Genomic DNA, 22590 nt, shown 5'->3' with positions numbered 1-22590 from the left:
CCGGACGAAACCTGTCACTAATGAGCAGAGAATAACAGGAACATACGTGCGGTGGCGTGATAGGATGATTTCAGAAGGAGATGGGGAGCTTTGGAATGGCTGATCCGAATGAAGAATGCACTGGACTATATGGAGCTAAAAATGACTGAAACGCTGCGCATTGAGGAAGTGGCTGAGGTGGCTTATGTCTCACCGTTCCACTTCCAGCGCATGTTCAGTATGCTGACCGGCTTCACTGTGGCTGACTATATCCGCAAGCGCAGATTGACACTGGCCGCCCAGGAGCTGGCCGTATCCAAGATCCGTGTGCTGGATGTGGCGCTGAAATACGGATATGATTCGCCGGAGTCCTTCGCCAAGGCGTTCCGTAAAGCCCATGGGATTACCCCTTCGGCTGCGCGTAAGTCAGGCGTCCAGCTCAAAGCCTTTCCCCGTATCTCATTCCACCTATCATTGAAGGGAGATCAGGACATGGACTACAAAATCGTGGATAAACCAGCTTTTACCGTCATCGGCAAATCAATAGAGGTAACTACCCGGGACGGGGAGAATTTCCGCAGAATCCCGCAGTTCTGGGACGAATGCAATGAGGACGGCACTTCCGACAAGCTGATTGAGCTTAGCGCCTCCCGCGAATGGCTTGGCATCTGCACGAATATGGATATGAAAAAGGAACAGCTTACCTATTGGATCGGTGTCGAAGGTACTCCTCAGACAGATGCTCAAGGTTATGAGACCACTGTCATTCCGGCTGCCAGCTGGGCCGTATTCCGGTCCGAAGGTGCCTTGCCGCATGCGATTCAAGGGGTTTGGCAGCGTATCTATCAGGAATGGTTCCCGGGAACCGGCTACGAGCATACCGGCGGACCTGAGATCGAGCTATACCCGCCCGGCGATACGAATTCAGAGGATTATGTCTGTGAAGTATGGATTCCGGTAATGAAGAAATAAGCTGCAAGGCTGGATGTGGTATCCGGGAACGGCTTCGCTGTCTAACATGGACGGTGAGGCCGTTTTGGCATGGGCGGGGGCGTTGTATGTCTGTCCGGTTACATTTTTTTGTTTTGAGATTCACCACAAGCTTGGTATAATAAATGGATTATAGTTTTCTTAATCTAGTGTATTCTCATCCGAGATCGGTGAAGGAGATATTCATGTCTATCGTAAAAATCTTTTCAGACAGCACTTCCGATTTGCCGCAAGGCTGGAAGGACACGTATGATATCGGCATTGTTCCGTTATATGTCGTCTTTGAGGACGGCACATTCAAGGATGGGGTAGAGATTACCCCTGAGGAAGTATACCGCCGGGTGGCCGCAAAAGGTGCTCTGCCCAAGACAGCCGCCCCTTCCCCTGGTGACTTCATCACTGCTTTTCAGCCGGTGATCGACAGCGGCCATGATATCGTATACATCAGCCTGTCGTCTGCTCTATCCTCTACATATCAGAATGCACTGCTGGCAGCGGGTGAATTCCCGGAGGGCCGGGTGCATGTCGTAGATTCTGAGACCTTATGCGGCGGAATCGCGCTGCTGGTCATGAAGGCTGCCCGTGCCGCAGCCAAAGGCGAGAGCGCTGCCAACATCGCAGCGATGATTACCGAAGCCCGTAACCGGGTGGAATCGGAATTCGTGGTCGATACGCTGGACTACTTATACATGGGCGGACGCTGCTCGGGCATGCAGAACTTCATCGGCAGCCTGCTGAAGATCCGTCCGGTTCTCCGGCTGGTGGACGGGGCCATCGTCCCCGTTGCCCGCATCCGCGGTAAGAAGGAAAAAGCGGTAGAGCAGATGCTCCATCATGCGCTGGCGAATGCCGCCGATATGGACAAGGAGCTGCTCATTATTGCCCATACGCTGGCAGAAGAGGATGCCAAGATGCTGGAGACCGCGCTGCGCGCGCAGACCGGTGTCGAGGAAATTGCTGTCATTCATGCCGGGTGTGTAATCGGGAGTCACTGCGGACCTGCTACGGTAGGTCTGATGTATATGCGCTAGAGCGGGTGGGGCCAGTAGCAGGCATCAAGTCCGGTAGTGGCTGCCCCGATTGCATGGCTTGCTCGATTACATTCTGTCAACAAGAAACAGCAGGCCTCCCGGGGGACCTGCTGTTTCTTGTTTAGAACATAGTACTATGTTGTCCTATCGGGATATAACGGGCTCAACTGCACCTCAGTAGCATCGGCAACCAGCGTGTAGAATTCGGGGAATCCCGAATGCTCGGCACTCTTGATTTCTTCAAAGGCACGGATAGATAACCCTTGCGAAGCGACAGAGGTCAGGATATCCCCCAACGTCCAGCTCCGCACCACCACTTGCCCTAAGCCGGAACGCTCCCCTTCAGGAAGCAGCTTGGCGAATGCAATTTCACTTTCTCTAAGCGTATCGTCAAAATAATTGCCGGTGGGATGCTGAAGCGTCTTAGTGGTCAGCCATGCCCTGGCGAACGGATGGAAATCGGTCAGCAGGAGCCGTCCATTTGCCTTCAGCCGCCTGCGGACCAAGGCAAACACCTCATTCAAATCTGCGAAATAATGCAAAATTCCAAACTCCATCAGCACCACATCGAACGTTCCCAAGGCTTCTTCTTCGGGAATATTCATGACGTCTGCACAAAGGTAGTTCAGCCTCACCCCTGCCGACTCCGCTACTTCCAGGGCATATAAGCGGTTCTCTTCCGAGATATCCACGACGGTGACCTCTGCCCCCAGCAAGGCGAAGCAAATCGCCTTCCTGCCGTGAGAACCGAGCAGATTTAGCACCTTCAAGCCTGAAGGATCGCCTGTGTACTTGAGCCAATACCGCAGCGTATGTGCGGGGTCCTGCTGCAGCTGCACTGCAAGCTCCTCAGGCGAACCATGATAGTGTGTCCAAGCCTGATACGCTTTTGTCTCCCAAGCCGCCTTATTCGTACGTGACATCTGCTCTTGCATGTTACTCCCCCTTATAAGAAGAATTTGGAAATGACACTTTCTACTATAATCTACTTATAATGCAACAAGCAGAACGGCTGCGCCAAATAAATTCTTACAAATGAACCAAGAAGTCTGAGAGAAGAAGATGGCCGTTGCCAGCAAGCAAATGGAAAAACGCAGCTTATTTCGCCGGATTCAGCGGATCATGGAGCAACAAGTGGAAAAACAGCAACTAAAATTGATGATTTTACCTTTTAGGCTGAATTAGCCTAAATTAAGTGCTGATTTTCCAACTGCTATCCTACTAAGAGCCTATCGAAGATAAGCAAGTGGAGAAAATCCAATGGTTTGCGCTGCCCATGCGTTAGAGTGGATATAACACACAGAAATAACCCGCTCCCACTGTATCTTGGGGAGCGGGTTATCTGGCTTGATAGTTGAGAATACAGCTGCTTGACTCGATAAACGTGAACACAAGTGAGCGTCAGCCCCGGCCCCGGCTAAGCCTCAGGAGTGTATTCGGGCTCCGTCTCTTCCTTCATAAAAGGCAGCATGAACCGGAAGATCGATCCCCGGTCCTCCTCGCTCTCCACGAAGATCGTTCCGCCCATCAGCTCCACGAGCTGCTTGCAGATGGCAAGTCCCAGTCCGGTCCCGCCGTATTTGCGGTTAATGGACGGATGCAGCTGGGAGAAGGACTGGAAGAGCAGATTCAGCTTGCTGTCGGCAATCCCTACGCCGGTATCGCGGACCGAGAACTCCAGCAGATATTCCGTTGAGGCAGGCAGCGGGATGTTCTTGACTGACAAGGTAACACTGCCGCGATCAGTGAACTTCAGCGCGTTGCCGACCAGATTGACGATAATCTGGCGCAGCCGGCTCGGATCGGTCGTGACGATGTCCGGCACACTGGTATCTGCCCACCAGCGCAGGGAGAGCTTCTTCTCCTCCGCCTTCGGAGTGAACAGATCAATGATGCCCTCCATCATCTCCCGCAGATCGAAGCGTTCGGATTGCAGCGGCATCTTGCCGGCCTCCATTTTGCTGAAATCGAGGATGTCATTGAGGATCTGCAGCAGACTGTAGCTGCTGCTGCGCAGAATCTCGGCATAGCTGCGCTGTTCCTCCTCAAGCTCGGTTTCCAGCAGCAGGTCGGCCATGCCGATCATTCCGTTCATCGGCGTGCGGATCTCATGACTCATCATCGCCAGGAAATCCGACTTGGCCTGTGCAGCCCGCTCTGCTGATTCCTTGGCGCGAAGAACCTCCCGTTCGTTCGTAATATCGCTGAAGGAAATAACCACACCGCAGATCATCCCCCGGTCCAGCAGCGGAGCGATCCGGTAATTCACGAAGAAGCTGGTTCCATCCTTGCGCCAGAAGACTTCATCCGCCAGGCTGCGGGTAACTCCGTCTTGCAGGGTAAGCACAATGGGGCACTCCAGCAGGGAATGGCGGGGCGCACCTCCATGCAGAGAATGGATCATCTCCATCATGGGCAGCCCGGTCAGCTCTGACGGCTCGTAGCCCAGCATCTGTGCCCCTTCACGGTTAATGAAGATGGTCCTGCCGAGGTTGTCCAGGCCGAAGATTCCGGCAGAGACAGAGTTCAGAATTAGGCTAAGCCGTTTGTCCTCAGCCATCTCGAAGATGAATTCAGCCTGCGGCAGCTCATCGTCATCCTTCGTGGCAGCCATTTCATCCGCATACGCAGAATCCCCGTCTCCTCCCTGCACAGTCCGGTCAGCGCCTGCCGCAAGGCTGCTGCTCATGCTCACCCAGCTATGCAGCAGACTGGAAAGGGGCCGGTTCGCGGGATCATGGAGGATAGCGAATACACCGGCAATGCCTTCGTCTGTGTGAAGCGGCACATAGCGTACCGTAACAACTGCATGCCCGGCACCTCCCATACCAGTACTTCCAGCACCAGCACTTCCCGCATTTCCAGCACTAGCACTTCCCGCACCCCCAGCACCAGCACTTACTACACTTTCCGTACCTCCGGTACCGTCGGCATTCCGCGCACCGCCGGCCCCTCTGCCCGTCCCTTCGTGTCCTTCCGCAGCTTCCAATTCCAGCCCGAAGCTTGATGTAATCCCGGCCAGGGCAGATGCGAAATATACCTCACCGGGCGGATGCATCCGGCATTCGTTCAGTATGCCTGCCTCCTCGGCACTTAACATCCGGTTGCTGTCCCTGTACCGCCCCTGCCTGTCCAGCACAATGATGAAGTCCGGATGATGATCGAACAACGCTCTATACGTACTTTCGCCTGACAGCGCGTTGTCCAGAATAGAAGCCCAGTCTTTAAGCATAGCCCACCTCCTCCGCTGTTGCTTCAACTATGCTATCGTTAGCGTCCGAAGACTGCAAAAACGCTCTGATTATGTAGAACTCTCTGAATTAGTTCCTATTATAGCAAAAAAAACGTAAGCGGTCGCCAGAAAAACATAGCACTGGGGCTGCCTGCACAACGACAAAAACAGTGCAAGTCCTGTAGAAGGACCGCACTGTTAACTGCATTTCTAAGAGTGGAACCGACTTCGATTCCAGCGGCGTCAGCTTACATCCTGATGCTCGATATTGCGGATCGAGAAGTAGGCAACCGCCACCCCGGCCAGGGCAAGGCTAACCGAGATCCCGAGCAGGTCACCCATGCGGAAGCTTCCGTTCCCGAAGCCGGAGGAGATCAGCATCACGATCAGGACGGCGGAGACAATCGTAGCTGGCACCGATTTGCGACGCATCCCGAAGTATAACGGGATCAGTCCGATACCGGCCGCGTAGAGCGCATCCATTCCCGCTTGCATAGAGTAGGTCATGACCAGATCCATCGTCAGCGTTCCCTCAATGAGGTCAGGCAGGAAATATCCAATACCTGCAAGAATACCGCTGATCACTATATTAGACAGCCAAATAGTAAAGAAGGTAAACAGAAAGACAATAATCAGTTTGGCCGCCATGAGCATTTTACGCGGTACCGGATACATGAACAGCACTGTGATTGTATTATTCTTATATTCGTCGATGACCAGCTTGCTGATCAGTACAGAGGCGAAGATGATATAGATTGCTTTTACAAAAACGGATACCCCTTGAAACAAATCGCCATACGTCCCGAATTCTCCTTCATCCATGCCCGTAAAAGCAATGAGAATCATGAAGCCCAGAATGGCCAGATCCGCAATCAGCACACCTTTGAGAAAAGTGAATTTACTCTTACGCAGCTCCAGCCGGATTAACTTAAGCATGCTTGACACCCCCCATCAGTTCCATGAAATGATCCTCCAGCGAATGATGCTTCTTGCTCATACTCTCCAGCTCCACCTCTGCTGCGGACAGGGCCCGGCTCAGCTCCAGCTGCGGGATATCCTCATAGACACGAATGGTCCGCGGGTCAAGCACCTTGTAATTACGGAGGCCCAGCTTCCCCTCCAGAATGAAGACAGCCTTCGTGCACTCGCTAGTCACCAGCTCGATATACTGGGTTTGCTGACTCCGGATGGTATCCATTGCCACCTGCTCCACCAGCACCCCTTCACGAATTACGCCGATCGTGTCGGCAATCTGCTCGATTTCACCCAGAATGTGGCTGGAGATCAGCAGGGTCATGCCATAATCACGGCTCAGCATACGGAATACCTCGCGCAGCTCCTTGATTCCAAGCGGGTCCAGCCCGTTGATCGGTTCATCGAGGATCAGCAGCTCCGGCTTGGTCATGACCGCTCTGGCAATGCCCAGCCGCTGCTTCATCCCCAGGGAGAAATTCTTCACCGGCTTGCTGTCCACTGCTCTTAGCTTCACCAATTCGAGTGCTTCCTCTATCGCGTTGGCATCATAAAAGCCCATATACTCCCCATGCAGCGCCAGATTCTCGCGGGCACTCAGCTTGTCGTAAAACACCGGGTATTCAATAATGCTGCCCATGCGCTTCAGCATGTCGTAAGAGCGGTGGGTCATCTTTTCCCCGGCAAATTCAATCTCGCCCGTCGTCGGCTTCACCAGATTCGTGATCATTTTCATCACCGTTGTTTTGCCGGCGCCGTTCGGTCCCAGGAATCCGTAAATTTCACCCTGCTTAATCTCCATATTCACACTGCTCACAATTTCCTTATCCTCATAGACCTTGGTCAATTCCCATGTCCGGAGTATCGTTGTCATTTTCCGTTATCCCCTTTAGCCTCTTCTTGTTCTTCCTGGTATTTATTCTACAGGGCGGAATTTGCTTTTTTCTTACTGAAATCTTACTTAATTCTTAAGAAGCTTCAGAAGGACTGTCTGGGAAAAGAGAGCGTAAATGCCGTACGCACATTCGGCTGGCTGCTCAGGGAAATAGTGCCGTTCATCTGCTCGGTCAGCCGCTTCGTAATTGTCAGCCCCAGGCCGCTGCCCTGATAGTCGCGGTTGCGCGAATCTTCCAGGGTGTACAGCCGCTCGAACACCTTATCCTCGTGGCCTTCGGCGATACCCTTGCCCCGGTCCCACACTTCTATGCAGACCCGTCCGGCGTCCGGGTACAGCTTCAGCCCCAGCACTCCCCCTGCATTACCGTAGGTAATCGCATTGGAGAGCAGGTTCGTCAGAATCCGGTCCAGTGCCTCATCATTGCCCATGATATGTAGCGGCTCTTCCGGGATCTCGATCTGCACATCCGTGCCGCTCTCGCTAAGCAGATCATAGAAGGCCAGAATATTCCGGCGGCAGACCTCGCCCAGCTCCACCCGCGAGAGCGGGATATCCCGGTCCCCCGACTCCAGCTTGGCCAGATCGAAGAACCGGTTCATCAGCGCAATGACCTCCCCGGCCTTGGTATGAATCGTCCGCAGCATACGTTCCTGCTCTTCCTTGGATATCGCCTCATCATGCAGCAGGGTCTCAATATAGCCCAGCACTACCGTCAGCGGCGTCTTCAGATCATGCGACACATTCGCCAGCATTCCGCGCATGGATTGCTCCAGCTTGCTTCGCTGCGCCGCTCCCTGATGGTTAACATCCAGCAGACGGTTCAGATCGGTCAGCAGCTGCTGAACCTGCGGACTGCTGCTCATCAAGAGCAGCCGCTCATGCGATCCGCCTTCTATGATGCTCTCCAGCTTATGATGAATGTAGTCCAACTGGCGGGCATGCTGCCGTGAATTCAGGACCTGCAGTGTAATGACCACAAGCAACAGTACAAGCATAACCAGCAACAGAATGATCACAGCAGCACATCCCCCAGCTTGTAGCCGATCCCCCACAGCGTCTTGATATACTCTGGATGAGAGGGATCATCCTCGATTTTCTCGCGCAATCTGCGCATATGTACATTAATTACGTTCTCATCGCCATAATAATCCTCTTCCCAGACTTGGCTGTAGATCTGCGCCTTGGTGAATACCCGGCCCGGACTGCTTACGAACAGCTTCAGGATGTGGAACTCCTTGGCGGTCAGCTTCAGCTCTTGCCCGTTCTTCCGCACGGAGAAATTATCCAGATCCACGCTCAGTCCGCGCAGTTCGATACCCTTCGCTTTCTCCGGCTGTGTATCTCCGCCATCCTGCCCCCCACTCCCGGCAGTAGCCTGGCTGCCCGCCGCAGCATACCCCGCCCGGCGGATCGCCGCCTTCACCCGGGCCGCCAGCTCAATCATTGAGAACGGCTTCGTAATATAATCATCCGCGCCGAAGCCCAGCCCCAGCGCCTTGTCAACATCGCTGTCCTTCGCCGACATTATCAACACCGGCACAAAGCTGCCGCTGCGGATAATCTGCAGCACATCCGTGCCGCTGCGCTTCGGCAGCATCAGATCCAGCAGCACCAGATCGTAAGCATGGCCGCCCATGAACTTGCTCACCGCCACGTCCCCGTCATATGCGATCTCCACCTCATAGCCCTCTTTGGTCAGATAAGAATGGACCATTTCGCTGATCGCTTCATCATCCTCGATCAGCAGCACTCTCTGTTGCATAATGAACCTCCTGTACTTCTATTTGATATCGCCTGTAGTAACAGGCAGCTATAAGAAACTAACCATTGAATTCATGATCGGATGGAGCTTTTGTTAAAGTATACCAATGCTGCGGACGCGATTCTACTAAAAGGAGCTATCTCTATACCTGGAACTAAGTTAGTAAAGAACTTCCAACTTCCAACTGCCGTTGCCGCAACAAGCTCTCCATTAGCTTACAGTATGTGGTAGAGGGTACGCCGCTTCTTTTTTAAAATCATGCCCATAATGCAGGCGTGTTGATTACCTATATTATGGGATTTCAAAAACACCTATATGATCTTTACGCCTGAGCAGACTCAACTGAATCTGCCACTCCAGCGGAAGATTAAATATACGCCAGTACTGCATAAATTCCCAAAGAGTCAGCCTAGCAAAGACCGGTACCTTCGGATGAATTTCATCAAAAATGTATTTCAGAAGCACATACGCGGTAAGGGCCACAAACAATTGGCTATATACTGCATTTTCGGTGGTTCCAAATAGACATGGGACATTCAAATGCTGTTTCACCCAGCGGAAAAAGACTTCAATCTCCCATCGTGCTTTGTAAATTTCAGCAATCACCTGAGCGGACTCTTTTCTCAAATCGGTCACGACACGTACGACTTCACCCCGGTCATTTTCAAATTCAACGACGCGGTGGCGCTGGGCGGATTGGTGTTTCCCTTGACCAATATAACAGGTGATATCGCGTACGATTTGGGTGTCTCCCTCCGCCGGTCGCCGAAGCTTTCGCGGCATCACCAAATGGAGGTTGTCTTTCAGACGAATCACAAAGGACTGACCTTGCTGCACATATTGATCCAATCGACCGATTTTGCCATACGCCCGATCCTGAACTAAAAGGTAGTCCTTATCGGCCAAGACTTCTCCAAATGGAGCGTCATTACGCCGGGCAATCGATTCGACCACCTTCACGGGTGAATGCTGTCCCTGCGAAAAAGCAACGTGCAGTTTAATGCCACCTCTAAATTTTTTATACGGAGCCCAAGACATGCGGGAGTTGGCTGCCGTAACCGTCGTAGAGTCAATCAGCAGCAGATCTTTAGGCAGATTCAGGTGCCGCCGGGTTTGCCGGTTACATTTCTGGACGAGCATTTGAAACAAACGCTTGAAGATATCGTAAGGCACTTCACCGGCTTTGCCCGAAAGGGTGGAGTAATGAACCTTGGGCAAACCGTAGTTCGAGCCCACCCGAGCACTTTGACGAAAGCCATCCCATTGGTGGTAGCAGGCTTGGACAAAGTAGTCGAACAACACACCGACGGTCATTTTGGTTCCCGTATCCTCGTAGTCCTTGGTTTGCCCGCTTACCTTTTGGACTTCTTCCGAAGTTAATACTTGTTTGAACACGGCCAAGAATGGGGTATATTTATTCATGAGGTCGCCTCATTTCGGTTTGGTTTGGTCGTACTTACCATTACCCGAAATGGCGGCCTTTTTTGTCCCTTTTTATGGGAAATCAACACGCTTACCCATAATACAACATTCTGCTCATAAAAGCGTCCATAAATTAGAATTGTTGTAGGAATTGCAGCATTTCTCCATCTAGAGAGGGATTAATAGAAAAATTCTTGCATTTCGTGCAACAAACCCCTCCGAACAAAAGCTATTTACAGAACCAAGTTGTAATATCTGCAACATTATTTAAATACGCATCACTGCTCAGCAGCTTAACTCTGGGTTGATTGCATATTACCCGCTGATACGCCAATAAGTATGCAACAAAGCAGCGGATCTCCTGTAAATGGAGAATCGCTGCTCTGTCCTTTTTGAAATCTGCTATATTCGGTTATTACTCCATAGCCAAAATAATGTCCAAGGAATCAACAAGCAGGCCCTCTTTAACTTTAAATTTACGATTTATATCGATTCTCTTCTGATGCTCAGCATCCCAATAGATGAATACATCGTATTCCCCATCCGGAAAATCAGCACCGAACTCCCCTTTTTTCAGCTCAGCTGTTTTGACATAATCCTTACCGCCAAGACCACTGCCAAGCTCTATATAACCATCCGGCAGCGCGGTCCCATCATCATATTTCAAAGTACCGGTCACATTATTCGCTGGCAAATGGATTACAAGCTCACGCGGATCAGATTGTCCATCCAGCACCGAGAACCTGTAATACGGAAATTTAGTATTGTAGCTGGAGGACGTTTTTTCCGCTAAAAGATGTACCCGGTATGAGCCGTCCGGCAGATAGAAATCAAACATACCCTTCTTAATAGGGGCCGAATATAGAAGCGGTGAAGCAGTACCAACCTCTTGGATCATTAATACTCCTTCAGCATATGGAGTTCCGTCCTCATTATATATCTTGCCTGATATTGCTAAAGGTACCTTGATATTAATGGGTCCGGCGGCAGGTTCACCATTAACAATCTTTATCTGTGTACGCAAGGGTATACTGTTTGAATTCTCAGTGTTAAACATCAGTATGTTATAATCTCCATCCGGTAAATAAAGATCAAACTTACCTGCAACCACAGGGACCGTATAAATCCCGAAATTCTGAGCATTCATTTCTCTAATTTCCAGCCATCCGTCGCCAATCGGGGAGCCATCCACGAAGCTAATGTTTCCTTCAATTTTTGGAGGCAATTTTATATCCAGATTGCTCTTCCCGTTAATGACCTCAAATAAATAATTAATTCTTAATTGATTGTTAGTTTCGCCATAGATTAACATTTCTACGTTATAATGACCGTCCGGCAAATTAAAGTTGAACCTGCCTGCTTGGATTTCGGCACTATACCAGCCAATCGGCCCGCTGTCGAGGCGCTGTACAAAAATTTCTCCATTCTCAAATGCTGTCCCGTCCGAATACTGAATCGTACCTGCCTGCTGCTCAAGAATGAGAATATGCACTTCCCTGTCTGCCTTGCCATTCATAACGTAAAACATATAGTAGAGTGAAATATTCTCTTGTGTAGTTGTGGAACGCATGGAGTAAATTCTGTACGTCCCATCCGGCAAATCTATAGAGAATTCCCCTTTTGTTAAAGCAGTGGTGTAAATCATTTGATCGTTATCCCGTACTAAGTACAAGATGCCTGTATCAGCAGCGTTCCCGTCTGCTCGCTCAATGAAACCTTTTACAACACCATGATTTACAATGGGCGGTGTGGGGGCCACCGTTGACCATGGTGTGGGTATTGGCCCCGGGAATGATGAAGATGGCGACGGTGACGGTGAAGTCACCGCTGTTGGTGTCGCTAACGGCGATGGTGACGGTGAAGTTACCGCTGTTGGTGTCGCTAACGGCGATGGTGACGGTGAAGTTACCGCCGTTGGCTTCGCTGTTGGTGTTGCCGTTGGTGCCGCTGTTGGTTCCTCCGTCGGTACTGGCGTTGGTACTGGTGTTGGTTCCTCCGTCGGTACTGGTGTCGGTTCCTCCGTTGGTACTGGGGTTGGTACTGGTGTCGGTTCCTCCGTTGGTACTGGGGTTGGTACTGGTGTCGGTTCCTCCGTTGGTACTGGCGTTGGTGTTGCTGTTGGCGCCGGTGTTTCAGCCGTACTGCCGCCTCCGCCAGTTCCTCCCCCTCCGCCGCCAACTAACACAGCCGCTGTTGGTACTGCAGAAGACGCAGCTACCATTTTATCAGAACCAGCTATATTCACTTTCACATCTGCCGGAACATCAGTGCCGATCGTAAGTTTACCTGGAGCATTCTCTATTGTAATGCCCGAAGCGTTGACTACCGCATTAGCGATATTGCCTTTGCCTGATATTTGTATACCGGCGTTCATTGTCATGGATTTGATATTGCTGCTATTAGCCAATTTATTACTGCCCGCTGTTTTATCAACATTAATTGTCTCGACAGTGCCCCCGCTGATTTCAATGTTAAGGCGTGATGCAAGAATATTTACAGCCTTGAAGCTGCCGGTCAACAGAATGCGGGCATCGGCTGGTATTTCAGGTGATAACGTAAGTGTACTAATCTCAGCACCAGTGAGGGATTCAACGTCAGCAGCGGACTGAATCTGAAGGTTATGGATTTGGGTCTTTCCTTCAGCAACTACTCTTACACTGCCCTCTTCCTTGTCAACACGTACAGAACCCAGTGTGGAATCCGCAAGATGAATACTGTTAGGCCCTCCGCCTTCAATTGCGGTATTGCCCCTTACTGTTACATTCTGGAGCCGCACATCACCTTCAGCTATGCCTTCACCCAGCAGCAGATCTCCAGTGATATTCATATTACGGAGTGTGATACCTGGCACGTTGATCACTACATCACTGTCAACTTCTGAAATTCCTGACAGCGGACCATAGGTACCTGGCGTTTCATAGATGATTACATACTCACCGGATGCATTTAGTAAGGATAAAGCCCTATCCAAAATGACTACTGTCTCTGCCCGGGTTGCATAAGCGAGGGGCCGAAAATTCCCATCACCGGAACCCGTCATGATACCTTGCTCGCTTACAGCCCCGATAGCACCTTTGCTCCAATCTGCACTCTTAGCCATATCACCGAACTCAGGAGCCGCAGCCGACGCTGTCAGCTTGAGCAACTTGCTGATGATAACAGCCAGTTCCTGACGGTTGATCTTCTGATCAGGCTTAAAGGTCCCGTCCTCGTAGCCTTGAATGTAACCTGCTGCATTAGCCTGCAAAATACTTGAATAATACCATTTACTGCTGGAGATATCGCTAAAATTAGCTTTTTTCGTTTCAGTGAATCCAAAAGCCCTATTTATCAAAACCGTTAATTCCGCCCGAGTCACCAGGTTATTCGGCTTAAATTCACCATCAGGGTAGCCGGCGATCAGTCCTTGATCCATCCATTTACTGATTTGATTCTTGGCCCAGTTTCCACTAAGATCGGATGCATTGCCCGCAAAAGCTGAGACAGCCGGCAGGATCGAAAGGCATACAGCAAGTGCCCCTGCGATAACTTTTTTTCTTACACTTCTTTTGATAAACAAACCGATTCCCCCGACTATGTAGTTATAAAAATCTATTACTTAAGCCCTATTAATCCGTTAAAATTATAGCATGATTCCGGTAAAAGATTGGTATATTTTCGGTTTTTATTTTCTAACCAGGAAAGTGAAAAACCCCGCCTAATGACTGATATATCATCCAGTAGATAAATTCTATGAACCTGACAGGCTGTAGTCCAGTTCCTTATATTATAATGAATGATATAAACTCTTATTCAATCTGACAGACAAGGTGGTATGATCATGGCAGCCAAAACCAACAAGCAGCTCATTCTTGAATTCGAGTCCTTCATCCCATATATTCAATCGCTGGACAGCATCGAAGATGCAGACTGGGAGGCTCCGCTGGAGGCCGGAAAATGGTCTCTGCAGGATCTCCTTTGCCACATCATGCTGTGGGACAAATACTTTTATGAGGAGGCCCTGGTCAAAATTCAAGAAGGCCTGCCGCTGACAGCCGCACATCTGGACTTCAATGCATTCAATGCCAATGCGGTCCTATACGCCAAAACAGTAACCCGTCAAGAAGCCGCCCGGCAATTCGTTCTGTACCGGACCAAGATTACCGGGCTTGCAGCCTCCTTCAGCGATGCGGCTCTTGAACAGAATCATCCCGATGGTGACGGGAAGAAATTCAGTATCCGCAAGTATCTGAGAGATTTCATCTCCCACGATAAGCATCACAAAAAGCAGATAGACAAGTATGCAGCATCAGTTGCGGTCACAAAAACATAAACTGAGGCCCCGTCTGTCCACTGAAATCTGGATAGATGGAGCCTCAGCTTTTTATCATTCTTTTGGAGATATAAACTACCCTTAATCCTGATTCCTGATCACAATATCGAACCTCTCGTGATACGGATGCATGAATAATTCATACTGAATCCTGCGCTGTTCATGGGATCTCATTAAGTATCCGATATCCGTACCCCGCTCAGCCACATCCCGGATTCCCCTGCGTCTCAGCTCAGTCTCTCCATCCGTATGCAGGTATACTTTGAGGTCATACAATTCCGGGTCGGTAAAAGCAACACTCATGCCTTCCACAATATTAATCTTGTTGCGTGAAGATAACAGCGTACTCTTGGTGTAGTGGGTATCCATCGTATACAGGCCGAGGCCGTCCTTCAGCATACGAATGTCCCTCTCCAGTGCGGCAACGTTATGGGCAAGCGGGTGGCACGCCGTCATTTTATCACGGTATTGTTCATTGTCATATTCATAGTCAATCATCGCGAACTTCCTGAGATTAGAACTGATAATATAGGGGTCCGTATTCAATAGATTCACGTTATCCTGCCCGAGCAAGCTGATCAGATGACCGGCAAATGTAGTTTTGCCCGATGCTCCATGACCTGAAATCCCGATGATGACCCTCGCAGTCTGACCGCTGATCCACTTGACAATTCTCTGTAATTCCTGATCCATTGACCTGTGTCCTCCGCATATCATTGATAGATGTAATAACATCTTATACTATCATAAAATGCGGCCGGGAACCGGCTGTCCTTCCAGCAAAATCCCGGCAACGGTGAAGCTTATTCCGCTGAGTGTTATTACCCGGCAAGGTATCTCTCCACTTCAAGAGAAGCCAGCAGCAGCGGTGCCACACCCATAGGTACATCTGATACAACTGCTTCGGAAATGTAGTAATCGTAGGAGCCGTTACGGTCTTTGCTGAGCCCGGCCCCGTGGCAGATCTTGTGCAGATGGACGCCTTGTTCGTCTTCGGTCACCAGATGCTTAAGGATTCCCTCGTAACCGCTTAGCATCGCTGCCTTGAAGGAAGGCTCCAAATACCGCAGCCGCAGAGCCTTGGCCATCGCATAGACGAACATGCAGGAGCCTGTCGCTTCAAGATAGTTGCCTTTGCGTCCCGCCTGATCCAGTACCTGATACCAGAGGCCGCTCTCCTGATCCTGCACCTCAACCAGCGCACCGCACATCCGCTGAAAAATCCCCATCACCGTTCCCCGCTGCGGATGGGTCAGCGGGAAATGCTCCAGGCAGTCCACGGCGGCCATCGCGTACCAGCCCATCGCCCGGCTCCAGAAATGGGCCGACAATCCGGTGGAGGAATCCGCCCACTCCTGCTCCCGGGATTCATCCCAGCCGTGATAGAACAGGCCGGTACGCGGATCACGGGTTCTGCGCTCAATCAGCAGCAGCTGACGGGCGGCTTCATCGATCAGCTCCGGACGCCCGAAGACTGCCCCATATTCGGCCAGGAACGGCGAAGCCATGTATAATCCGTCCAACCACATCTGGAAGGGATATATTTTCTTATGCCAGAAGCCGCCCTCGGAGGTCCGGGGCTGTCCGATGAGCTGTGCTGCCAGCAGATGGGCGGCTTCCGCGTAGCGCTGCTCACCCGTCTGAGCGTACAGCCAGAACAGATTCTTGCCCTGATTGATCTGATCCAGGTTATATTCCTCCAGCGAATAGGAGCGGATGCTTCCGTCCTCCCCGATGAAGCTGTCCATATGCCGCTGCATGAAGGAGAGGTACTCAGGCTCGCCATGCTGAACCCCGGCCCGGGCCACTGACATCAGCAGCATGCCGGGGACATACGCCCAGCGCTCCATTACATACTCGTGCTCCCCTTGTTCATTGCATTGACCGATGAATGTATCCGCAATTCTGCGGGATAAGCCTGTGCTTACTGCTTCTGATATAGACATCTCTATTCCTCCTGTCATTTGCGTTACTGTAACCCTACTCCTGCGGACCGGCAAGCTGCTTAAGCAGCCAGGCATACGCCGGTTCCCCGTGAATCTCATGGCCCCCTGTGAAAAAATCCGCCGCAAGCTGCCCGCCATGGCCCTCTGCGGCATAGATTTGCTCCAGCCGCTCCAGAGCCTCCCTCACGCCGGCGGGACCAAACAGATGATCTGCGTCTCCCGCCTCCAGGAACAGCCCGCGCGGTGCAATCAGGCCCAGCAGATCCGGCATCTCCGCTTCCAGCAGAATGCCCGGAATATAATTGTCCAGACAATGATGCCGGGTGAGAATGCTGGCTTGGAACGTATTGGCATAGCCGCTAACCACCGCACTGCTGATCCGTTCATCCAGTGCAGCCGTGAAGCCCGCCACCAGCCCGCCGCCGGAGATGCCCATAATGCCGATCCGTTCCCCGTCAACCTCTTTCCGCTCCTGCAGATAATCCAGCGCCCGCATCGTCTCATAGATGCGGTAGCCTGCCATCGTCTGCCCTGCCATCAGCAGTGCCGAGGACAGGCGGTAACAGGAATTACGTCCAGGCTCGCCGCTGGCGAGATCCTCAGCCAGACGCCTGTCTCCGAATCCGAGCACCTCAGGAGCGGCCACGACGAAGCCTTGCTTCACCAGGGCGACGGCAAAATCCTTATGCAGACCCGGGTCCCCCGTCCGCTCCAACCCGTCCGCATTCAAGCCGGTAATCTCGCGGCTGCCGTAGCCATGCCCGTGAATAGCCAGCACAGCCGGGCAGGGAGAGCCTGCCGGCTGCTCCGGGATCAGGAGATACAGGGCCATTCTAAGTCCTTCGTAGGTGGTGATCTCGATACGTTCGCGGATGTATCCGCTGCAGACCGTCCGCTCCAGCTGTACCGGTTCAAGCGCCTCCCTCTGAGCGGGAAATCCGCCCAGCCGCTCTATGAATCCGGCGGTAAGGGATGCCCGCCACTCCGCAAAGGAGATGTCCTTGCGGAAGGCAGAGCTGCGCGGTGCAGAAGCCGTCAGTTGATTGATATATTGTTCCAGTGATTCCATCGGAAAATCCTCCAATTCCGGGTTCCTGGGTCTGGATGTACCCTGGCCCAGGCGATTAATAGCCCTCGGGATGCCAGCCGTCCAGCACAGACAGAATCCGGTACTGTGCGGCTTCCTCCGCAGTTAACTGGCGTGACCACGCTACCCGGCCCTCGGGGCATGCGCCCGGGCCGCTGCTGCCATACTCTTCATAGCGGCTGGTCTGCTCCCGGTCCGGCTGCCCCCAGTTATGCCAGCCTTCCCCGGTCACCGAGCCGTCCATCACCGTGCGGATGAAGGCGACATGCGCGTAAGGGCGCCAAGGGCGTCCAAGATAGCACTCACTTACCCCTTCGCCGCCGGTGATCCGGCAGTCCAGGAACACATAACCGAAGGCGGCTCCCTCCGGCGTTGAAGCCGCTGTGATATACCCTCTGGAACGCTTGTTATGGAGATGGCAGCGGTCAAACAACGCGGTCGCCGGACCAAAAATATAATCCACATCCCCTTCAATGTAGCAATCATCATAATATTGCCGCCCCGGCCCGGTATACAGGGTATCCTGGTCACCTAACAGACGTACACGCCGGAACACAGCCTGCCCGGCATCGACGAACGCCGCGACCGCCTGGCCTGTTCCCGGCCCGGAAGTGTTGCGGATGGTCAGATTCTCGGCAGTAAAGCCTTCTGCGAACACGTTCAGTGTCCCGGTGCGGAAGGTGCGCAGCGGCTCACCGTCCGCGCCAAGCGTATGAGCATTATCATTCCACGAGATAATGGTGGAATGCTGGTCCTCTCCCAGCAGCAGGATGGGCGGGGCTTCGCGGGCGATCGTAACCTTTTCCTCGTAGATCCCGGGCTTAATTCGTATGGTTACGGCTTGTATATCCCCCTGAGGAATGGAATCCAGCGCCTCCTGCAGACTGCTGTATCCTTCTCCGGCATTCTTCGAGACTATAATTAACATGGACGGCTCCTTTCACAGCAACCTGAATGTATTCTATAATAACTCTAACAGCTTCCAGGAGAAGAGGAGATGTATGAATAGCGTATCTGGCCCTAATCCCAAATATCATCTTGAAGACGGACGCTTCAGCATCCAGCATATGAAGCGCAAAGGCATCACTGCGATGCCGCGCCCCCACAGCCATGAATGGACTGAGCTGTATTACCTGACGGACGGGGAGCGGGTATACTTTGTGGACGACCGGGTGGTTACGGTTCACAAAGGCGAGCTGATACTGATTCCCGGCCGCGAGCTCCATTCCACGGCAAGCTCCGAGAAAGCCGAATTCGAGCGGATTCTGATCAATTATGACCCGCTGCTGCTGCCCCCGGTGCTGAGAGACGAGCAGCAGTGGTTCCAGAGCCACCGCTACCGCTTGTTCAGGCTGACCCTGCGCGAGCAGAATGAAGCGGAGTCCCTGCTGAACCGCATGCTGGAGGAATCCCGCATCCGGCGGCCCTTCTACGAAACCTGTGTTACTGCCCTATTGACTGAGCTGATGATCCTGCTCCAGCGTTCGGAGAGTACGGCCCAGGCTGGCGGCACCCGCCATCCGCTGCACCATCTGGTAACCGATGTCGCCACCTATATCCGCGCCCATTACCGGGAAGCACTTACGCTGGAAGAGACCGCCAAGGACTTTTTCATCAGTCCCTCTTATTTGAGCCGGGTATTTCATCGTCTGACCGGCTTTCATTTCCGGGAATATATCGTCCATATCAGGGTCCGCGAGGCCCAGCGCCTGCTGGCCGGTACCCCCGACAGAATTCAGGAGATCGCTGGAGCAGTCGGCTTCGAGCATCTGTCCCATTTCAATAAAACTTTTAAAAAATCAACCGGCCTGACCCCGCTCCAGTACCGCAAGGAAGCGGGGTCACAGCCTGCACCGGAGTCCTAAGGTTAAAGCTCGGTGATAGCTAGGTCTCCTGAACGGACAAGCTCCACATCACTGCACTTATGCATCTGTACCTGCGGCTCCTCCTGCGTCTGCAGCCTGATCCCGTCCAGCTTCAGCCCTGCTGCATGGCGCAGGATGATGCCCCGCCTGCTTATGGCGCTGAAGTTCTCCACCGTAAGCGCAGCAAGCGGCATTTCCGGTAACCCGTTCACCAGCAGCGCGGTTGCCGCCCCGCGGCAGGCCATATTCCGCAGCGTGATGTTACGGAACTGCGGAGTCTCCTCCGTGACCGGAACCTCCTGCTCGTCATAGCCCTCAGACCCTTCAACCCCGGCATAGAACAGGTGGAAGGATACCGCTTCATGGACGATGCCTGACATCTGAATATTTTCCACCAGGATATCCTCTACTACGCCGCCTCTTCCCCGGGTACTCTTGAAGCGCAGCCCGATATCCGTACCCATGAACACGCAGTCGTTCACCCGGACCGCATGCACACCGCCCGACATTTCACTGCCGATCACTACCCCGCCATGTCCGTGATAGACCGTACAATGGCGGATCGTAATGTACCGGCAGGCTCTTCCTGCCCGGCGGCCTTCCTCATCCTTGCCGGATTTCAGGCAGATGGCATCATCGCCTACATCGAACCTGCAATGCTCCACCAGCGCATGTGTACATGACTCCAGATCCAGGCCGTCCCCGTTCTGGGAGTACCACGGATTACGGACCTGAATATGTCTGATCGTAACCTGCTCACAGCCCATGGGATGCAGACACCAGGCAGGAGAGTTCTGAAAGGTCGGCCCCTCCAGCAGCACTCTCCGGCAATTCCGCAGGCTCAGCAGCGCAGGACGCAGATACGCACGGGCAGGGAGATAAGCCTCCATTGCTGTCTCGCCGTTTTCCTTCAGCTGCAGAACATAAGCTTCTCCAGCAAGCGCTTCCTTGGAAGGCCACCATATCTGACCCTGTTCATCCAGGGCCCCCCCGGAGGCAAGCAGGCTATTCCACTCCAGTTCCGTCCGCTTGAAGTGCTTCACCGGACGCCAGGCCTCGCCGCTGCCATCAAAGATACCTTCACCGGTTATGGCTACATCGCTCAGATCCTCCCCGTCCAGCGGAGCCTGGCAGCGCCAGCCGGCAGTCCCCTCGTAATGGGAGAACAGCAGCGGATACCGTGTGTAGTCGGGTTCAAAGCATACCAGCGCCCCCCGCTCGGCACACAGATTGATCCGGCTATGCAGCGTCAGCGGCCCGGTGCGCCAGATTCCCGGCGGGATAATAACCGTTCCTCCTCCTGCAGCAGCGCAGGCATCCAGGGTATCCTGTATAGCAGACGTACATAACAGCCCTTCAGCTTCTGCCCCATAGTCCGTAATACGGAAGGTCCGCTGCGGAATCTGCGGCAGCTCCGGGATTGGATAAGCTGCGGAATCATGTATTGTTTTCATCGTATTCCTCCATCTCTGTCTGATCAAGATCTATTCAAGCTCTTCATAGCTGAACCAGCCGTAATCCGCAACATTGCTGCTCTGCGCTCCACCCGCACTGGCGTACATTCCGATATAGGCCCCTGTAAAACCTCCAGCCCAATCCGTACTCAGCACCCGGCCGTCAGCCCGTTCATGCAGTGCGGTCCAGGTGTCAGAATCTGCGGCTCTATAATAAAAGCTGTAATCCTGCCCCCGGGCTTCTACCTTAAGCTGTACTGTATCCAGTTCATACGGCGCAGAGGCCAGCAATTGCTCAGCTCCTCTGCTGCGGACGGTCAGCTTCAACAGCTGCCCTCCGTCCTCTGCCACCCGTTCATAGCGGAAGTGGTTGTCCGCATTCTGGAGCAGGGCCAGTCCGGCGCTCTCGCCTGCGGCCTCCGGCCGGAAGCGCATCTCCGCTGCGGCTTTGAAGCTGAGATGCTGCTGCCGTCTTCCGATGTAAGCCGGATTACCGGTCTCCGCCAGCATTTCCGGCTTCAGCCGCAGCCGCAGATGCCCCGGATGCTCGCTGAGGCTCCAGAATTCGCCGCGCGGCGTGCGCAGGAAGTTCCAGATCGGGCTAAGCTCCCCGGCAGCAAAATCATCCCGCACCGGCAACAGCGGCCACTGCGTCACCGGCAGATCCGGCGCTGGCCCCTCCAGCTCAAGGACGCCCTTGCCGGGATTCACTACCGGCCATTCGTCCTCCCACTTGACCGGAGTCAGGAAGGTCTCCCGGCCCAGGTTGCGGTAATATCCCCCGCAGGTCCGGGAGGCCAGACAGAGCATCCACCACTCCCCGTGCTGCGTCTCCACAAGCTCCCCATGGCCCGTATTCACGATGGGATAGTCCCTGCCAAGATGGCGGTGGGTCAGGATCGGGTTGGCCCGGTGCCCCTCATAGGGCCCCGTCACGCTGCGGCTTCTGGCAACCGTCACCGCATGGGTATGGCCGGTGCCGCCCTCAGCGATCAGCAGATAATACCAGCCTCCGATGAAATACAGATGCGGCCCTTCCTGGGCATGCGCAGTCTTCAGCGCTCCTTGCCAGAGACTGTACTTTGGGCCGGTAAGCCCGCCCTGCACCAGATCAATCTCCTGCAGCCAGATGTCCATATGCTTCGGATAATCCTGGCCTCCGGGAGGCACCCGGTTACCGGTATAATAGACCTTGCCGTCCTCATCGAAGAACAGGGAGGGATCAATGCCGGGCGCATCCTCCAGCCAGACAGGGTCGGACCAGTCTCCCGCCGGATCAGCGGAGGTTACGTAGAAATTATGCGGTTCCTTGTGATTATCAACAAACGTCGTGATCATATAAAAGAGACCCTGATGGTACCGGAGGGTCGGCGCCCAAATCCCCCTCGACGGAAGAATCCCGTCCAGATTAAGCTGGGACGGACGGTCCAGCACATGGCCCAGCTGGCGCCAGTGGACAAGGTCTCTGCTGTGAAAGACCGGAACCCCGGGATAGAATTCAAAGCTTGAAGTGACCAGATAATAGTCTTCACCTACACGGATAGCCGAAGGATCAGGGTAGAAGCCCGGCAGCACCGGATTACGGAATGTTCTCAAATTCGGAAGTCCTCCTTCACGCGGGCGATAGGTACGAATAATTA

General features: G+C 53.1%; 18 protein-coding genes. 4 read left to right on the top strand and 14 right to left on the bottom strand.

What is annotated here, in order from left to right; translation table 11 throughout:
- Nucleotides 1–90 precede the first annotated feature (90 nt).
- Nucleotides 91–951, top strand: coding sequence for an AraC family transcriptional regulator (locus NST04_RS32165; RefSeq protein ID WP_341187848.1), 861 nt, complete (start codon nt 91–93; stop codon nt 949–951).
- A 203-nt stretch (nt 952–1154) separates the two neighbouring features.
- Complete coding sequence (locus NST04_RS32160; protein ID WP_341187847.1) at nt 1155–2000, top strand: DegV family protein; 846 nt, start codon at nt 1155–1157, stop codon at nt 1998–2000.
- A 134-nt stretch (nt 2001–2134) separates the two neighbouring features.
- On the opposite strand, the gene NST04_RS32155 is transcribed toward NST04_RS32160, so the two are convergent.
- From NST04_RS32155 to NST04_RS32120, 8 genes are all read right to left on the bottom strand, one after another.
- On the bottom strand, nt 2135–2935 hold the full coding sequence (locus NST04_RS32155) for a class I SAM-dependent methyltransferase (protein ID WP_341187846.1): 801 nt from the start codon (nt 2933–2935) through the stop codon (nt 2135–2137).
- A gap of 482 nt (nt 2936–3417) precedes the next feature.
- Nucleotides 3418–5232, bottom strand: coding sequence for a PAS domain-containing sensor histidine kinase (locus tag NST04_RS32150; protein ID WP_341187845.1), 1815 nt, complete (start codon nt 5230–5232; stop codon nt 3418–3420).
- 243 nt (nt 5233–5475) lie between these two features.
- Nucleotides 5476–6168, bottom strand: coding sequence for an ABC transporter permease (locus tag NST04_RS32145; protein WP_341187844.1), 693 nt, complete (start codon nt 6166–6168; stop codon nt 5476–5478).
- Entirely contained in the window at nt 6161–7078 is a 918-nt protein-coding gene (locus tag NST04_RS32140; protein ID WP_341187843.1) for an ABC transporter ATP-binding protein, read from the bottom strand. Before NST04_RS32140 ends, NST04_RS32145 begins: the two co-directional genes overlap by 8 nt.
- A gap of 104 nt (nt 7079–7182) precedes the next feature.
- Nucleotides 7183–8118, bottom strand: coding sequence for a sensor histidine kinase (locus NST04_RS32135; protein ID WP_341187842.1), 936 nt, complete (start codon nt 8116–8118; stop codon nt 7183–7185).
- Nucleotides 8115–8864, bottom strand: a complete 750-nt coding sequence (locus NST04_RS32130) for a response regulator transcription factor (protein WP_341187841.1) — start codon at nt 8862–8864, stop codon at nt 8115–8117. The genes NST04_RS32135 and NST04_RS32130 overlap by 4 nt, the downstream gene beginning before the upstream one ends.
- A 291-nt stretch (nt 8865–9155) precedes the next feature.
- Entirely contained in the window at nt 9156–10286 is a 1131-nt protein-coding gene (locus NST04_RS32125) for an IS4 family transposase (protein WP_341182832.1), read from the bottom strand.
- Nucleotides 10287–10701: 415 nt separating this feature from the next.
- Complete coding sequence (locus NST04_RS32120) at nt 10702–13845, bottom strand: S-layer homology domain-containing protein (RefSeq protein ID WP_341187840.1); 3144 nt, start codon at nt 13843–13845, stop codon at nt 10702–10704.
- A 261-nt stretch (nt 13846–14106) separates the two neighbouring features.
- Between NST04_RS32120 and NST04_RS32115 the strand changes: the two genes are divergently transcribed.
- Complete coding sequence (locus NST04_RS32115; RefSeq protein WP_341187839.1) at nt 14107–14598, top strand: DinB family protein; 492 nt, start codon at nt 14107–14109, stop codon at nt 14596–14598.
- Nucleotides 14599–14679: 81 nt separating this feature from the next.
- Here the strand turns inward: NST04_RS32115 and NST04_RS32110 are convergent, their stop codons facing one another.
- From NST04_RS32110 to NST04_RS32095, 4 genes are all read right to left on the bottom strand, one after another.
- Nucleotides 14680–15291 (bottom strand): uridine kinase family protein, encoded by a 612-nt coding sequence (locus NST04_RS32110; protein WP_341187838.1) that lies wholly within the window; start codon nt 15289–15291, stop codon nt 14680–14682.
- A 128-nt stretch (nt 15292–15419) separates the two neighbouring features.
- Nucleotides 15420–16544, bottom strand: coding sequence for a glycoside hydrolase family 88/105 protein (locus NST04_RS32105; protein ID WP_341187837.1), 1125 nt, complete (start codon nt 16542–16544; stop codon nt 15420–15422).
- A gap of 34 nt (nt 16545–16578) precedes the next feature.
- Nucleotides 16579–17613, bottom strand: a complete 1035-nt coding sequence (locus tag NST04_RS32100) for a dienelactone hydrolase family protein (protein WP_341187836.1) — start codon at nt 17611–17613, stop codon at nt 16579–16581.
- 55 nt (nt 17614–17668) lie between these two features.
- Nucleotides 17669–18559 (bottom strand): pectinesterase family protein, encoded by an 891-nt coding sequence (locus NST04_RS32095; protein ID WP_341187835.1) that lies wholly within the window; start codon nt 18557–18559, stop codon nt 17669–17671.
- 73 nt (nt 18560–18632) lie between these two features.
- Between NST04_RS32095 and NST04_RS32090 the strand changes: the two genes are divergently transcribed.
- The gene (locus NST04_RS32090) at nt 18633–19496 is read left to right on the top strand and encodes an AraC family transcriptional regulator (protein WP_341187834.1); all 864 of its coding nucleotides are present in this window, start codon (nt 18633–18635) and stop codon (nt 19494–19496) included.
- Between the two features lie 2 nt (nt 19497–19498).
- On the opposite strand, the gene NST04_RS32085 is transcribed toward NST04_RS32090, so the two are convergent.
- Both NST04_RS32085 and NST04_RS32080 read right to left on the bottom strand, forming a co-directional pair.
- Nucleotides 19499–20950: a glycoside hydrolase family 28 protein gene (locus tag NST04_RS32085; protein ID WP_341187833.1), complete on the bottom strand. Its 1452-nt coding sequence runs from the start codon at nt 20948–20950 to the stop codon at nt 19499–19501.
- Between the two features lie 30 nt (nt 20951–20980).
- Entirely contained in the window at nt 20981–22546 is a 1566-nt protein-coding gene (locus NST04_RS32080; protein WP_341187832.1) for a glycoside hydrolase family 43 protein, read from the bottom strand.
- Nucleotides 22547–22590: the final 44 nt, after the last annotated feature.

The organism is Paenibacillus sp. FSL H7-0756, assembly GCF_038006765.1.
Taxonomy (GTDB): domain Bacteria; phylum Bacillota; class Bacilli; order Paenibacillales; family Paenibacillaceae; genus Paenibacillus_AQ.
This window is presented reverse-complemented; position numbering and strand designations above follow the sequence as displayed.

What these genes read in the sequence shown, in the direction of transcription:
- NST04_RS32160 (WP_341187847.1), top strand. Translation starts at nt 1,155, where the DNA reads ATGTCTATCGTAAAAATCTTTTCAGACAGCACTTCCGATTTGCCGCAA.
- NST04_RS32155 (WP_341187846.1), bottom strand. Translation starts at nt 2,935, where the DNA reads ATGCAAGAGCAGATGTCACGTACGAATAAGGCGGCTTGGGAGACAAAA.
- NST04_RS32150 (WP_341187845.1), bottom strand. Translation starts at nt 5,232, where the DNA reads ATGCTTAAAGACTGGGCTTCTATTCTGGACAACGCGCTGTCAGGCGAA.
- NST04_RS32145 (WP_341187844.1), bottom strand. Translation starts at nt 6,168, where the DNA reads ATGCTTAAGTTAATCCGGCTGGAGCTGCGTAAGAGTAAATTCACTTTT.
- NST04_RS32140 (WP_341187843.1), bottom strand. Translation starts at nt 7,078, where the DNA reads ATGACAACGATACTCCGGACATGGGAATTGACCAAGGTCTATGAGGAT.
- NST04_RS32130 (WP_341187841.1), bottom strand. Translation starts at nt 8,864, where the DNA reads ATGCAACAGAGAGTGCTGCTGATCGAGGATGATGAAGCGATCAGCGAA.
- NST04_RS32125 (WP_341182832.1), bottom strand. Translation starts at nt 10,286, where the DNA reads ATGAATAAATATACCCCATTCTTGGCCGTGTTCAAACAAGTATTAACT.
- NST04_RS32115 (WP_341187839.1), top strand. Translation starts at nt 14,107, where the DNA reads ATGGCAGCCAAAACCAACAAGCAGCTCATTCTTGAATTCGAGTCCTTC.
- NST04_RS32110 (WP_341187838.1), bottom strand. Translation starts at nt 15,291, where the DNA reads ATGGATCAGGAATTACAGAGAATTGTCAAGTGGATCAGCGGTCAGACT.
- NST04_RS32105 (WP_341187837.1), bottom strand. Translation starts at nt 16,544, where the DNA reads ATGTCTATATCAGAAGCAGTAAGCACAGGCTTATCCCGCAGAATTGCG.
- NST04_RS32100 (WP_341187836.1), bottom strand. Translation starts at nt 17,613, where the DNA reads ATGGAATCACTGGAACAATATATCAATCAACTGACGGCTTCTGCACCG.
- NST04_RS32095 (WP_341187835.1), bottom strand. Translation starts at nt 18,559, where the DNA reads ATGTTAATTATAGTCTCGAAGAATGCCGGAGAAGGATACAGCAGTCTG.
- NST04_RS32090 (WP_341187834.1), top strand. Translation starts at nt 18,633, where the DNA reads ATGAATAGCGTATCTGGCCCTAATCCCAAATATCATCTTGAAGACGGA.
- NST04_RS32085 (WP_341187833.1), bottom strand. Translation starts at nt 20,950, where the DNA reads ATGAAAACAATACATGATTCCGCAGCTTATCCAATCCCGGAGCTGCCG.